This window comes from Paradesulfitobacterium ferrireducens, from assembly GCF_017310645.1.
GTDB lineage: Bacteria > Bacillota > Desulfitobacteriia > Desulfitobacteriales > Desulfitobacteriaceae > Paradesulfitobacterium > Paradesulfitobacterium ferrireducens.
Window position 1 is genome coordinate 61,937 of record NZ_JAFLRH010000022.1, and the last position, 14,378, is coordinate 76,314.

Below are 14,378 nucleotides of genomic sequence, written 5' to 3' on the forward strand. Positions count from 1 at the left end.
ATGCAATCATTTGAGTTTGTAGTTCCGTCCTCCCTGAATGAGGTTTGCACACTACTGGCTGCGGAAGGAGATGCCTGCAAGGTCGTCGCCGGGGGAACGGACATAGTGCCTGCTCTGCGGGAGAATAAACTGGTCGGGGTGACCAAATTGATTGATATTCGCCGCCGTCCCGAACTGCGCGGCATCAAACGGACGCATCATGGCTTGTGGATCGGAGCAGCCACCACTCACAGTGAAATTGTGAATTCTCCCCAGGTTCAAAGTCAATGGTCTCTGTTGGCAGAAGCGTGTAGGCAAGTGGGAAGCAAACAAATCAGAAATTTGGCCACACTTGGCGGAAATGTCGCCAATGCCTCACCGGCCGCCGACAGTATTCCGGCCCTTCTTTGCCTCGATGCCAAAGTATCCTTGCTGTCCACTCGGGGAAAACGGCAAGTTGCTTTACAAGACTATTTACAGGAAAAGAAGCTTGCGAGCAAAGGGTGGGAGCTGATTGAAGGATTTGTTCTGCCTGAACCTCTTCCCAATATTTTGACTAAATTTATTAAAGTGGCCCGGCGGCAAGCTATGGCAATTTCCCGTCTCAGTTTGGCGGTAGTGATTCAATTACAAGGGGATCAGATTCACTACGCCCGTTTGGTTCCGGGGGCCATGCTATCGGTTACCCATCGCCTGGAAAGTGTGGAGAAATATTTAATGGGGGAAAAACTGAGTCCAGAACTAAGTGCCTCAGCGGCTAAACTGGCCTGCGAAAGCGTCATCGCCGAAACAGGTATGCGTCCTTCCTTTGCCTACAAGTTACCGGTGCTCGAAGGTTTAATCAAAAAGGTGCTCGATCAATTTCAAGAGGAGGTCACCCATGGCTAAGAAAAAATTGCGCCTTACGGTGAATGGTCACCGGATTGAGAAAGACGTGGAAGAATCCATGCGTCTGCTCGATGTGTTGCGGGAAGAGCTGTTTCTGACGGGAACCAAAGAAGGCTGCGGGATTGGCGAATGCGGAGCCTGCACAGTTGTCCTGGACGGTAAAGCGGTGAATTCCTGTATGGTCTTGGCGTTATCGGCCGATGGGGGAATCGTGGAGACCGTGGAGGGATTAGGCAGCCGGAGTAAACTTCATCCAGTTCAAGAAGCCTTCCTGGATCATCATGCCCTGCAGTGCGGCTTCTGTACTCCGGGTATGCTGATGAGCGCCAAAGCGTTACTCGATGAAAACTCCAATCCTTCGGAAGAGGAGATCAAAGAAGCTATTTCGGGTAACCTTTGCCGGTGTACCGGCTATGTTCAGATTGTGGATGCCATTAAAGATGCGGCCGGCCGGCGAAATAATTTAGGATAAGGAGGTCACCGCTATGGATCCCAGTAATTTTTATGCGGCGGCGCTTCCTTATGGCCTCATTTGTAGAAATCCTACTTTAAGAAATTCGGGAAGGAAAATGGCAAACAATATATTTTAGTTATAGCGCCAACCCGTGAAAGGGGACAGTTCGATGAGCAGAATTGAAATAACAATTAATGGAAATAGGTGGGCTGGGGAACCCGAAGCCGGCGAGACCCTGATGGATTTTTTGCGTGATCGCTTGCATTTGACGGGAACCAAATGTGGTTGCCGGACCGGGAATTGCGGCGCGTGTAAAGTTCTTCTCGATGGAAAAGCCGTGAATTCTTGTACTCTACTGGTAAAAAATTTAGATGGAAGATCAATAGTAACAATTGAGGGGCTGGCACAGGGCGATAACCTCCATCCTGTCCAACACGCTTTTATCGAAACAGGCGCTATCCAGTGTGGATTTTGTACGCCGGGTATGGTTGTGCAGAGTGTAGCGCTTTTGCAAACGAATCCCCGACCTAGTGAAGAAGAGATTGTTGCTGCGCTGGGAGATAATTTATGCCGCTGCACCGGGTATGTCAAAATTATTCAGGCTATCCAACGGGCGGCAGGGTTGCTTCAAGGAGATAGTTCCGGCCAAACGGCGGAGGGAATTGGGGCAGCAGTCCCGGTGATCGATGCGGTGAGCAAAGTGACCGGTAGGCTGAAATACTTAAATGATCTGCATATGCCAGGTATGGTGTATGGCAAAATTCTCTATAGTCCTCATGCCCATGCCCGCATCCGCTCTATCGATGCCGGACAGGCTTTGGCTTTACCGGGTGTGTTGGCGGTAGCCACTTGCTTTAATACTCCCCAAACGAAATACAACAGTGCTCTGAGATTTGAGCGTCATACCATTCCGGCGGACGAAACAATATTTGCTCCGGTGGTGCGTTTCGTAGGGGATCGGGTGGCTGCCGTCGCCGCGACCACTGCCAAAATTGCCGCCCAGGCCCTGGCGCTGATCAAGGTGGACTATGAGCTGTTACCGGCAGTCTTTGATCCCGAGGAAGCGCTGCAGCCGGAAGCTCCCGAAATAAAACCAGGTGGCAATTTAGTTGGGGAAATTAAGGCGGAAGCCGGAAATCCGGAGGAAGGACTGGCTGCCAGCGATTTGGTGTTTACCGACAAATTTTATACTCCCAGGCCCAGCCCGTTGGCCCTGGAACCACATGCCTGCATTGCCAGCTATGAGAGTGACGGTCAATTGACGGTTTGGAGTACCACTCAAAATATTTTTGGCTATCGGGTCATCTTGTCAGAGATATTCTCCTTGCCCCAGCATAAAGTTCGGGTGATCAAACCGCCTGTCGGCGGAGCGTTTGGCGGCAAACTGGAAATGACCATTGAACCTGTGGCGGCCGCTTTATCGCAATTCTGCCGCCGCCCGGTAAAAATCGAGCTGACCCGTGCAGAGACCTTTTTCGCCACCCGTACCCGTCATGCTACAGTGGTGGAAATCAAGACCGGTGTCCGCAAGGATGGAACACTGCTGGCACAGGATATTAAAGTGATTGCCAATACAGGCGCCTATACTTCCAGTGCCTTCAATGTCATCGGGGCAATGTCAGATAAAGCGTTTAAACAATACCGGATTCCTAACCTGCGCTATAGTGGTCTGCCGGTTGTGACCAACACCCCGGTAGCCGGAGCAATGCGCGGCTATGGTTCACCCCAGCTAGTACTGGCACGGGAAGTTCATCTGGACAGAATAGCCAGAGCTTTGAAGCTTGATCCGGTGGAACTGCGCCGGCGCAACCTGGTCCGACCGGGGGATGTCAATCCCCGCAACGGCGAGTCATTGGGAAATTGCCGCCCCCTGGATTGTTTGGAACTTGCGGCCAAGCAATTTGGCTGGGAAGAGTGGCAAGCGCCTTCATTACCTGCACATAAAAAACGGGGAATCGGGGTCGCCGTCGGTTTGCATGGCAATGGAGTTTATCCGGCGCATGCCGATATTACCACGGTGACGATGAAGCTAAATGAAGATGGTACGGGTATTATTTATACCGGATCGCAGGATTTAGGTCAGGGTCTCACCACCATTATCCTGCAAATTGCCAGTGATACTTTGGGTATGAGGCTGGAAGACTGGTCCCTGATTGATGCCGATACTGCCCTTGTACCGTGGGACCTGGGGACTTATGCCAGCCGGGGTACCTGGGTCGGCGGACAGGCCGTCAGGGGATGTGCCGAAATCATTGCTGAGCGCCTGAAAGCAAAAGCGGGTCAACTGTTAAATATTGCTCCGGAGGAACTGAGCTTAAGCGAGGGTCAAATTAAAGGGCCTTCTGGCGAGAGCCTCAGATTGAGGGATGTTGTCTGGAAAATGCAGCAGGAAGACGGACAGGAACTTATTGCCAGCTATACTCAAAATTCCTTGTTCAATCCTGTATCTTACGGCGCAAATTTCGCTGAAGTCGAAGTGGATACGGAGCAGAAAACAGTTAAAGTATTGCGCATGGCGGTTGCTTATGATGTAGGTAAGGCGATTAATCCCCTGATGGTTGAAGGCCAGATCGAGGGTGGTGTTCAAATGGGAATTGGCTATGCCCTGTCTGAGGATGTCAAGCTGGATGAAACGGGTAGAGTCAGTAATGCCTCCCTAAAGAAATATAAAACCCCCAAAGCGGTGGACATGCCAAAACTTGATGTCATGATCGTGGATAATGTGGAACAACATGGCAAGTTAGGGGGAAAAAGCATCGGAGAGTGTGCGACGGTACCGGTGGCTCCGGCGATTGTCAATGCCGTGGTCCATGCGCTGGGCAAAGATATCGATATTTTTCCCATCGATCTGAATGTGGTACTCGGACAGGGAGAGTAGGACATGGATCGCTATGTGTTAGCCGGAGGATTGCTAGTGTCAGGTAAAGGCAAAGTACGCGCCAATCTGGTCATTGAGCACGGAAAAGTCACCGGTTGGATTAGCGTGCCGGAAACGAGTGAACTGCCTGTCTTTCACGTGCAGGACCACTTGATCCTGCCTGGACTGATTGATGCTCATACTCATTTTCATATGGCGAGCGGTGATCTCTTTACCGTCGATGACTTTGCTGTGGGCGGCAAGCTGGCAGCGGCAGCGGGCGTGACCTCCGTCATCGACTTCATTGAACCGTCTCCGGCCCAAGGTCTGTTGGAGGCAATCGAAGAGCGTTTCCGGGATGTCAGGGATTGCCCGGTCGATTACCAGTTCCACCTTGTAATACCCCACCGCTTGGCCCGGGAAGAAGACTGGTATCAACTCATGGAGCGGTACGGACTGGCGGCCTTGAAAGGATTTACAACTTATCAGGAAGACGGACTAGCCCTTGACAAGCAGGATGTCGCAGCACTCCTGGCCTGGAGCGGGAAAAATTCCGGGTTATTGACGGTGCATGCCGAAGATGAGCAAGGACTTAAAAAAACAGCGGCAGATTTGTTAGCGCAGGGAAAAACGGATATGCGCAATTTTCCCCGGTCCAGACCGGCTGGAAGCGAGCAAACAGCCGTCGCGAACATCCTTCAACTGTTGGAGCAATATTCTTTTGACGATGGGAGCATAGACCGGCGTACGGTTGCTAGCAGGATTATGAATACGGGTAACCCACCCGGCAGTGCTAATCTATATTTCGTGCATATATCATCCGCTCTCGCTCTGCAAACAATCTCGGAATTCAGAGCGCGTTCCCTGAGGTCGGTTCCTTGGGTTGAGACCTGTCCACAGTTTTTGGTTCTCGATCAATCTCTGTATATGGAAGAGATGGAGCCGGAACTTTATACGGTATGCCCGCCGCTCCGTACCCGGTCGGATCGTGAAGCCCTGTGGCAGGGAATCAGGGCTGGAGACGTCGATGTCATAGCCTCCGATCACTGCGCATTTACAGTGGAAATGAAAGCAAGCCCAAGCTGGACTTCCGTCCGGGCTGGTTTGCCGGCGGTGGATGCGATCTTGCCGGTGCTTGTTAACGTAGGGATAAGAGAAAAACGTGTGGAATGGGAAGATATTGTTCGGGTTACGGCGGAAAACCCTGCCCGGATTTTCCGCTTGCAGAGTAAAGGAAGCCTTAGTCCGGGCAGTGACGCCGACTTTGTCGTTATCGATGAGAACAAGCTGGACGGCTATGTTGCCCCACCGCTGTATAGCAAGGCCGGCTATACTCCTTTTCTGCCCGAACACTTAAACCGGAGCTGGCTGCGGCATGTGACCAGGCGAGGAGAATTCCTCCTCTATGACAGGAAACCGGCAGAGTTGATGGGGAAAGGACAGTTAATCAGTTTAAGCTGAGAGCAAAATGTTCAAAACCAAGCCGCTTCGTGGTGATTGACAAGCTTCCCAGCCAGCGTCTATAATAGAATCGAACAGATGTTTCCCAAAGGGGAAGAATCCTTTGATTTAAGGGAGGAAGGCTCATGCCCGGAGGAGATAAGTTAAAGGCGCTGGATCAGGCTTTAGGCCAAATCGAGAAACAGTTTGGCAAAGGTTCCATTATGAGGCTGGGGGAAGCTTCCGCTAAATTGGCGGTGGACGTAATTTCGACAGGTGCCTTGGCTTTGGACATAGCCTTAGGAGTTGGGGGAGTGCCGCGCGGCCGGGTTGTGGAGATTTACGGTCCGGAGTCTTCGGGCAAGACCACGGTGGCCTTACATATCGTCGCTGAGGCTCAGAAATTGGGAGGAGTTGCGGCGTTTATTGATGCCGAGCATGCCTTGGATCCTGTCTATGCCCGGGCCTTGGGTGTTAATATTGATGATTTGCTCGTTTCTCAGCCCGATACAGGAGAACAAGCCTTGGAAATCTGTGAAGCCTTGGTGCGCAGCGGTGCGGTCGATGTCGTGATTGTGGATTCTGTGGCGGCCTTGGTTCCGCGCGCGGAAATCGAAGGGGAGATGGGCGATTCACATGTCGGCCTGCAGGCCCGCCTCATGTCCCAGGCCTTGCGCAAATTGACCGGGGCGATCAGCAAAAGCCGCACCTGTGTTGTATTCATTAATCAAATCCGGGAAAAAGTGGGGGTCATGTTCGGCAGTCCGGAAACAACCACCGGCGGCCGGGCCTTGAAGTTCTACGCCACCATCCGCATGGACGTTCGCCGCATCGACAGCTTAAAGCAAGGACAGGACGTGGTCGGGAACAAGACCAGGGTGAAAGTGGTTAAGAACAAAGTCGCTCCTCCATTTAAACAGGCTGAATTTGATATTATGTATGGGCAAGGGATTTCCCGCGAGGGCAGCATTGTGGATATCGGCACGGAAACCAATATTATCAACAAATCCGGCGCCTGGTACTCGTATAATGGCGAGCGCCTTGGCCAAGGCCGGGAAAATGTCAAGGAGTTTTTACGCCAGCACCCGGAAATTGCCGCCGAGATCGAAGGGAAAATCAGGGGTAATATTGACCTGGCCCAAGTTGCCGCGGCCGATGAATCAAGCCAAGACTACTTTGAGGAAGAGTAAGGCTAATGCGGTACGGTGTGTTAAGATGAAAGATCACCAGAAGAGTGCTCTAAGCCTTGCTCTGGCTTTGTTAAGCCGCAAGGCTTTTACTGTCCATGAACTTGAAAAGCGTCTTTCGGCGAAAGAATATGCCCGGGAAGAAATATCCGAGGCTGTTGCGCGTCTCGGGGAGTGGGGCTATCTCAACGACCGGGCCTATGCTATAAGCTTCTGCAATACTTACAGTGCGCGCAAGTCGCGGCGCAAGATCCGGGAAGAACTACGCATGCGGGGGGTGAGTCCGGAACTCATTGGAGAGGTGCTTTCAGAATGTTATCCCGAGGATCAGGAATTGGCGGCATGTTTACGCCTGGCCGAGAAGATCAAAGAATCCAATCCAGCGGTGGATGCCGGAGACAGGAGGGCCAAGCAACTGTTGTACGCTAAAATCGGGCGCAGGCTGGAGAGTAAGGGGTATCCACCGGCCATGATTCATAAGGTATTACAGCACATGAGAATACAGGAAGAGTCATGATAAAAAATATCCTTATTTCAAAAAATAGATAATAAATTTATATAAATATTTGAATCAACTTAAGGCCCGCTGAGCATACTAACTTGACTTTGCTTGTGAATAAGATTAAAATGTTGGCAGAGACTTGTCTCTGTTAAGGTTAACCTTTTAAGGTTTTCTTATAGATTTCGTCGTTGTTAGGCTAAAATGGGGGTTTTGACTAGCGAGCGGGAGTTTGTAGGAAACGATAACGTGGGAATCTTCCCCGTATCTTAAAAGTATACCTTAAAAGGGACTGGTTTTAAGCCAGTTTTTTTTATGTCCTTAAATAATAGGTCTAATGTTAAGAAGGTTATTAACGATTTCGTACAGATTTAAAGTTAGGAGGTGATTTTAAGTGGGAACTACCATGATCATTGTAATATCTGTGATTCTCTTGATCCTAGGCTTAGGCATCGGCGGATTGGCCGGTTGGCTTATCCGCAAAAATATTGCTGAAAAAACCATAGGTTCTGCTGAAACAGAAGCCAAGCGCATTGTGGAAAACGCGATCGCGGCCGGTGAATCCAAGAAGCGGGAAGCGATAGTGGCTGCCAAAGAAGAAGTCATGCAGCTGCGCAATGAGCAAGAAAAGGAAACCCGCGAGCGGCGGAGTGAGTTGCAGCGCCTTGAAAGAAGGCTGATGCAAAAAGAGGAAACCTTAGACAGAAAAATGGAATCTCTGGAACGTAAAGAAGAGATTATGCATCAGAAAGAGAACGAGATTGAACACCAGAAAGAAGAGCTGTCTAAGGCCTTAGCCAAGGAACATGCGGAATTAGAACGCCTTTCTGGCTTAACTTCCGAAGAGGCTAAGCAATTGCTCTTAAGCAGTGTTGAAGAAGAAGTGCGCTATGAATCGGCCATTATGATCAAAGATATAGAGAGCAAGGCGAAGGAAGAGGCAGATAAACGGGCGAAGAACATTATTTCTTTAGCAATTCAGCGTTGCGCTGCCGATCATGTTGCGGAAACAACCGTGTCTGTGGTTGCCTTGCCCAGTGATGAGATGAAAGGCCGGATTATCGGGCGGGAAGGACGCAACATCCGAACGTTAGAAACTCTAACCGGTATCGATCTGATTATTGATGATACGCCTGAAGCAGTGATCTTATCCGGTTTTGATCCAATTCGCCGGGAAGTGGCGCGGATTGCTTTGGAAAAACTAATCGTTGACGGTAGAATACACCCGGCCAGAATTGAAGAAATGGTCGAGAAGGCTCAAAAAGAAGTTGAACAAAAATTACGGGAAGAAGGAGAGCAGGCTACGTTTGAAACAGGGGTACATGGCTTGCATCCGGAATTGGTGCGTCTCTTAGGACGCCTGAAGTACCGTACCAGCTACGGGCAAAATGTGCTCAAACATTCGATTGAGGTGTCATTCCTGGCTGGACTCATGGCCGCTGAATTAGGTGCAGATGTCCAACTGGCCAAACGGGCAGGACTTCTGCATGACTTAGGTAAAGCGGTTGACCATGATACGGAGGGAACGCACGTCCAAATTGGCGTCGATGTTGCTAAGAAGCACAAGGAATCTTGGGATGTGATTCATGCGATTGAGGCTCATCATGGAGACACAGAGCCCAAAACCATTGTCGCGGTGCTGGTGGCTGCGGCTGACGCGGTATCTGCAGCACGCCCGGGAGCAAGGCGTGAAACCTTGGAGTCTTATATTAAACGGCTGCAAAAGTTGGAAGAGATTGCAGAGACCTTCGACGGAGTCGAGAAATCTTTTGCAATTCAAGCAGGCCGGGAGATTAGAATCATGGTCAAACCGGATAAAGTGGATGATGTTCTGGCTCCACGCTTGGCGCGAGATATCAGTAAACGGATCGAGGATGAACTTGAATATCCGGGACAGATCAAGGTTGTAGTCATTCGTGAAACCAGGGCCGTGGATTATGCGAAGTAAGGTTCAATCCAGGATTAATTAAAGATATTAACAGTAAGAGTGCAATCTTTAGTTTTTATGAAGTATGAAAAAGAAACAGGCGATTAAGTCGCCTGTTTTTAGTATGTCATCCCTTTTATTGTTAATCGATGCTGAGAAGGAGTTTGTCACTTTGTGCCGAATAATTAAAGATGAGTTGTGGCAAAAGGAGAGACAGATCGTGGGGAGCTTGCATTTACAGTATAATGACGGAGGTTATGTTCCGGAAGGAGCAGGGTTGCTTATCTCGATTTTGTTAAGGTACCCTGAGGTCGGGACCATTTATTACTGGCAGGAAAAACACGCCCTTCAATTTGCGTTTTTGATCAAGGACCAGGTAGATAATCAATTTGCTTTCAATTTAGAGCCGGCACTGGAAGTATTTCATGATTTGGAAGGAACGGAAATGGAAGTGTGTGCGATTGAAACTCGCCAGGAAGAGCAGGTGGCGATTCTAACCATTACCCGGGATGTAAACACCATGACCCGGAGCGAAGTGGGTTTAATCGTGGAGATGGTCAAAAGCAAATTTGCCAATCGCCTAGTGTATGATGAAACCTATCTTCCGGAAGATGAGTTAATGTTCCAAGAAGAACTGATCGGTCACATGTTAGCCACGGTCAGTACGGGTGGAATTGACAAAAATGTGGTGGCTGTTAGGGAAGAAGGACGGGTCATAGTTTTTAATAACTGATTGATAAGTTCTTGATTTGGGTATGCTTTATTTATACCAGTCAGAAAGTATAAGTTTGTGGTGGCATAAGGGCAACTAGGCGGCCGCCTTCGCCAAAGGCTTGGCGCCAGCCAAGTTTTCTTTATAACATAGGCTTCAGGAATATAATGGGAAAGGAGTAAGCGCTTGAAGATCCTTTTTGTAGGAGATATTGTGGGCAACCCCGGCAGGCAAGCAGTTAAAATCTTTCTGCAGGATGTCCAAAAGGAATATCAAATTGATGTTACCATTGCTAATGCCGAAAATGCTGCCGGTGGGAACGGACTCACGCCCCAAATTGCCCAGGAATTATTCGACGCCGGGATCCAATTCATGACCATGGGAAACCATGTGTGGGACCAGCGTTCGATTATGGATTATATTGAAAACGAGCAGCGCTTAATCAGGCCGGCCAATTATCCGTTAGGTGCTCCCGGTAAAGGATATGGCTATATCCGCTCGGGTGGTAAAAAAATCGGGGTTCTCAATTTATCGGGGCGCGTGTATATGACTCCGCTGGAAGATCCGTTTGTGGGTGCTATTCGCCTTATCAATCAGATTCAGCAGGAAACCCCCAATATCATCGTGGATTTTCATGCGGAGGCTACCTCTGAAAAGCAGGCCTTAGGTTGGTTTTTGGATGGCAAAGTCAGTGCCGTACTCGGTACGCATACGCATGTCCAGACGGCGGATGCGCGCTTGTTGGCTGAGGGTACTGCCTATATCACAGACGTTGGTATGACCGGTCCGCGTGACTCGGTCTTGGGGGTTAAAAAAGAAATTATCATTAAACGGTTTCTAACCCAAATGCCGGTGAAATTCGAGCTCGCGCCAGGACCGGTGCAATTTAACGCCGTAATCTTAGACATTGACGAAAATACAGGAAAAACACGTTCAATTGAAGGCATACAAAGGACGCAATAAGAGGCATGCCCAGAACAAAACCAAAATTTCCATGATAAAAATCTGAAAAATCTGGAATCGAAAAGAGGATTTTTTCAGGTTTTCGCGAATACATCTATCATAGAGTTTGTGGAAATACATGTCAGCAAAGCAGGAGGTAATTATTCATGGATGTATTAAAAGTCTCAGCCAAATCCAGTCCAAATTCAGTTGCAGGGGCCCTGGCAGGCGTATTAAGGGAAAAGGGAGGGGCGGAATTACAGGCTATTGGTGCCGGCGCTCTGAACCAGGCGGTGAAAGCAGTGGCGATTGCCCGCGGGTTTGTGGCACCGAGCGGTTTGGATTTAGTTTGTATCCCGGCTTTTACCGACATTCAAATTGACGGGGAAGAAAGAACTGCGATTAAATTGATTGTAGGACCACGGTAAAATCGCATTGCTTTTTAAGATAAAATAACTGAATAACTGAAATAAACTATTAAAAACTGAATAATAGCAACATTTACTCTCTAAAAAACGTCTGTTAAAATACAGGCGTTTTTTACGCGCCTAGAGTATAATTGAGCATGTAAATTCTTTAATCAAGAGCTATTGATATCATTTGTATGAAGACCTTTTTGAATGGGGAAGTATTAGAGGGGGGAAAATGGATGCGCGAACCTTGGGTAGTCGACGGCCATTGTGACAGCTTGTACGAGTTTTTAGCCCAAAAAAGGAGTCTGACCCAGGCTCACGAAGGGGGGCACTGGGATCTGGAACGGGCTCGCCATGGCGGAGTTGCGCTTCAATTTATGGCGGCATTTATTGAGAGTGAGTATAAGCCGCACAGGGCTATGCAGAGAGGTCTGGAATTACTCGAAGCTGCGCAGCGCTTCGTCCAAATAAATAAAGACAGGGTTTTTCTTATCAAGGAGCAAAAAGACTTGGCCCAAATTCCGCATGCGCATAAGATTGCCCTGCTTCTTGCGGTTGAAGGGGGAGAAATTATCGGGGAAAGCCTGTTTATGCTTCCTATTATTTATGCCCTGGGAGTACGGTCTCTGACTTTAACCTGGAATCAGCGCAATGCACTGGCAGACGGCGTGGGTGAGCACCTAACGGGCAGCAAGTTAACCCGTTTTGGTCAAGCCGTGATCAAAGAGATGAATGCCCTGGGAATGTTAATTGATGTATCCCATCTCAATGAAGCAGGGTTTTGGCATGTACTTGAACTCTCCTCTCAACCGATTGTGGCCTCGCATTCATGTGCCCGCAAGTTGTGTCCTCATGTGCGAAATTTAAGTGATGAACAATTGCGGGCCCTGGGGCGCGCAGGCGGAGTTGTAGGCGTCTACTTTTATCCGCGTTTTTTAGTAGATAATGGGCCGGCTACCCGGCAGGATGTAGTGAAGCACATTATCCATATGGCCGAAGTGGCTGGGGTTGAGGCCGTAGGCTTGGGTTCGGATTTTGACGGCATTGATAATACTCCGGCCGGACTGGAAGACTGTTCCCGCTATCCCTTGCTCGCTCAAGATTTAAGTCATGCAGGGTTTACGGATGAGGAGATCGGGAAGATTTTCGGGAAGAATTTCATACGCGTTCTCAGCACAGTACTTAAGTAAGGAATGAGGCTAACTAGGATGAACAGAAAGCAGGGTGTGGAAGCAGACCTTCATTGTCATACAACTGCTTCCGACGGTTTATGGTCACCGCGGGAACTGGTCAAGGAAGCTGCTTCCTTGGGGCTCAAGGGAGTTGGGATTACGGATCATGATACCGTCTCCGGCTGGGAGGAAGCAGAGAAAGCCGGGCAAGAGTATGGTCTGGAAATCCTTAAGGGAATCGAACTAAATACTGAGGTGGATGGGATCGAAGTACATATCCTGGGATACGAACCCGATCTGAAAATCGGCGGTCTCCTTGAGAAGTTAAACTATCTCCGGGGGGCACGCTACCGGCGCATGCTCAAGATAATTGAGCGTTTAAACACTTTAAATATCCGGATTACCCCGGAAGATGTTGAGAAATATGCCTCCGGAGAATCCATCGGACGCCCGCATGTGGCACAAGCCCTAATTGAAGCCGGTTATGCCCACAGTCTAAAAGATGCGTTTGCCCGTTATATCGGGTTCGGAGCCCCGGCCTATGTGGCGCGCTATAAAATCACTCCCCAAGAAGCGATCGAAACGATTCGTCAGGCAGGCGGGGTTGCAGTTCTGGCGCATCCGGGAATTAGGCGACTCGAAGGCTCGCTTCAGGAGTGGATCAGTTATGGACTGCAGGGATTAGAAACCAGTCATTCCGAACATAGCGCCGAAGATGAAGCCAGATACCGAGAGCTGGCCGAGAAGTATGGGCTGGTGGCAACTGGAGGCTCGGATTTTCACGGGGAAAAGCGCAAGCCGGGGGTAAAACTGGGGGAATGGGGGACTTCTTTAGAGACATTGTACCGGATTCGGGATTTAGCAAGGCACACTAGGATTAAAACAGAGCTCAAAGGCATAGAATAAAGGTAAGACAATAATATGCCAGGGGGGCTCAGGTTTGGATCCCAATGAAGAAGTGAGAGAATTAAGAGCAAGGGTGGGGGAACTCGAGCAGCGGGTAGAACATTTGCGCGTCAGCCGCCGTGTGTTAATGAACTTACTGGAAAAAGTAGAAAGAGAAAAAGTGGCTTTAGTCAGGAAACTTGAGAAAGAAAATATCCGGCTGCAGCGGGACAACACCAAATTTGCCAAATGGCTTTTACTAAAAAACCGTGAGATTATCGAACTTCAGGAAAGAATGGAAGACACCGAAAAGAAAGCATGAGCTCCGTGAACCGGGTTCATGCTTTCAATATGTTAAGCCTCATAAATTATAATTAGGTAAGGGCCTTAACAAAGCTCATCCGCCTCCTTGAGCAACTGGCCAAGCCGTGTAGTCGGATGATGATGTTCTGCGATGAGGCGGCATACTTCCGGAGCCACACCGGCTTGCCGGGCAAGACGGTCTCCCCAGAGGGCATGCTCTCTGGCAATGCGAAAGGGGAAGGAAAGCACGGAATGTTTACGTTCGAGCCGGTGTTGCCATGAGAGTGGCAGGCCTTGGCTTAAAACGATGAAAACCCGGTGCCAGATTCTGACTCTGACCGAGGATTTGCCGCAATCATGCAAAAGGGCCGCGATCATGAGCGTATTGGTTTCAACCGGAGATAATTCCCCGGAGATTAGGAGCGAGCGGTTCAGTTTGTGAGCCACATCTAAAGCATGGCGCTGTACTCCCCGATCCTGGTGTAAGAAAAGTTGAAAGGCTCGAGGGGGCAAGGTTTGCTTAACCCAGTGTAGCTCCGCCGTGCTTATCATTGGAAAAAGTGCTTTGATAAATTGACCTATCCGGTAGAACAAAGGACCCCCTCCTCCACCCCTTACATCATACCTGGATTCGGCTTAGTTAATCAAGGTCGATTGAAGATTTGGATGCTTTGGCCGCAAACGGGGAAATCTAAGCGCAAAGCTGGATAAGCCTGGTTA

The 14,378-nt window shown here is 49.4% G+C and carries 14 protein-coding genes; 13 read left to right on the forward strand and 1 reads right to left on the reverse strand.

The features are described 5' to 3' along the window. The 13 genes from J0X21_RS08990 to J0X21_RS09050 all read left to right on the forward strand — a co-directional run bounded on the left by J0X21_RS08990 (nucleotide 1) and on the right by J0X21_RS09050 (nucleotide 13,677). The gene (locus J0X21_RS08990; RefSeq protein ID WP_206811865.1) at nucleotides 1-867 is read left to right on the forward strand and encodes an FAD binding domain-containing protein; all 867 of its coding nucleotides are present in this window, start codon (nucleotides 1-3) and stop codon (nucleotides 865-867) included. Then, nucleotides 860-1,339, forward strand: a complete 480-nt coding sequence (locus tag J0X21_RS08995) for a (2Fe-2S)-binding protein (protein ID WP_206811866.1) — start codon at nucleotides 860-862, stop codon at nucleotides 1,337-1,339. Before J0X21_RS08990 ends, J0X21_RS08995 begins: the two co-directional genes overlap by 8 nt. 151 nt (nucleotides 1,340-1,490) lie before the next feature. Further along, nucleotides 1,491-4,199 (forward strand): molybdopterin-dependent oxidoreductase, encoded by a 2,709-nt coding sequence (locus J0X21_RS09000; RefSeq protein ID WP_206811867.1) that lies wholly within the window; start codon nucleotides 1,491-1,493, stop codon nucleotides 4,197-4,199. A gap of 3 nt (nucleotides 4,200-4,202) precedes the next feature. Beyond that, entirely contained in the window at nucleotides 4,203-5,639 is a 1,437-nt protein-coding gene (locus J0X21_RS09005) for a dihydroorotase (RefSeq protein WP_206811868.1), read from the forward strand. A 125-nt stretch (nucleotides 5,640-5,764) separates the two neighbouring features. Continuing rightward, nucleotides 5,765-6,808 carry a recombinase RecA gene (gene recA, locus J0X21_RS09010; RefSeq protein WP_206811869.1) on the forward strand — a complete coding sequence of 348 codons (1,044 nt, stop codon included), beginning with the start codon at nucleotides 5,765-5,767 and terminating at the stop codon, nucleotides 6,806-6,808. Between the two features lie 25 nt (nucleotides 6,809-6,833). Further along, nucleotides 6,834-7,322 carry a regulatory protein RecX gene (locus J0X21_RS09015; RefSeq protein ID WP_206811870.1) on the forward strand — a complete coding sequence of 163 codons (489 nt, stop codon included), beginning with the start codon at nucleotides 6,834-6,836 and terminating at the stop codon, nucleotides 7,320-7,322. 388 nt (nucleotides 7,323-7,710) lie between these two features. Further along, on the forward strand, nucleotides 7,711-9,252 hold the full coding sequence (gene rny / locus J0X21_RS09020; RefSeq protein WP_206811966.1) for a ribonuclease Y: 1,542 nt from the start codon (nucleotides 7,711-7,713) through the stop codon (nucleotides 9,250-9,252). Between the two features lie 151 nt (nucleotides 9,253-9,403). Beyond that, on the forward strand, nucleotides 9,404-9,964 hold the full coding sequence (locus J0X21_RS09025) for a hypothetical protein (RefSeq protein ID WP_236006168.1): 561 nt from the start codon (nucleotides 9,404-9,406) through the stop codon (nucleotides 9,962-9,964). Nucleotides 9,965-10,129: 165 nt separating this feature from the next. Further along, nucleotides 10,130-10,906, forward strand: a complete 777-nt coding sequence (locus tag J0X21_RS09030; RefSeq protein WP_206811871.1) for a TIGR00282 family metallophosphoesterase — start codon at nucleotides 10,130-10,132, stop codon at nucleotides 10,904-10,906. A gap of 146 nt (nucleotides 10,907-11,052) precedes the next feature. After that, nucleotides 11,053-11,313, forward strand: a complete 261-nt coding sequence (locus J0X21_RS09035; protein ID WP_206811872.1) for a stage V sporulation protein S — start codon at nucleotides 11,053-11,055, stop codon at nucleotides 11,311-11,313. A 221-nt stretch (nucleotides 11,314-11,534) separates the two neighbouring features. Further along, a complete protein-coding gene (locus J0X21_RS09040; RefSeq protein WP_206811873.1) occupies nucleotides 11,535-12,488 on the forward strand; it encodes a dipeptidase in 954 nt (317 codons plus the stop codon). An 18-nt stretch (nucleotides 12,489-12,506) separates the two neighbouring features. Then, complete coding sequence (locus tag J0X21_RS09045) at nucleotides 12,507-13,376, forward strand: PHP domain-containing protein (RefSeq protein ID WP_206811874.1); 870 nt, start codon at nucleotides 12,507-12,509, stop codon at nucleotides 13,374-13,376. Between the two features lie 34 nt (nucleotides 13,377-13,410). Beyond that, entirely contained in the window at nucleotides 13,411-13,677 is a 267-nt protein-coding gene (locus tag J0X21_RS09050) for a translation initiation factor 2 (RefSeq protein WP_206811875.1), read from the forward strand. Between the two features lie 65 nt (nucleotides 13,678-13,742). Here the strand turns inward: J0X21_RS09050 and J0X21_RS09055 are convergent, their stop codons facing one another. Next, the gene (locus J0X21_RS09055; protein ID WP_206811876.1) at nucleotides 13,743-14,252 is read right to left on the reverse strand and encodes an HD domain-containing protein; all 510 of its coding nucleotides are present in this window, start codon (nucleotides 14,250-14,252) and stop codon (nucleotides 13,743-13,745) included. Nucleotides 14,253-14,378: the final 126 nt, after the last annotated feature.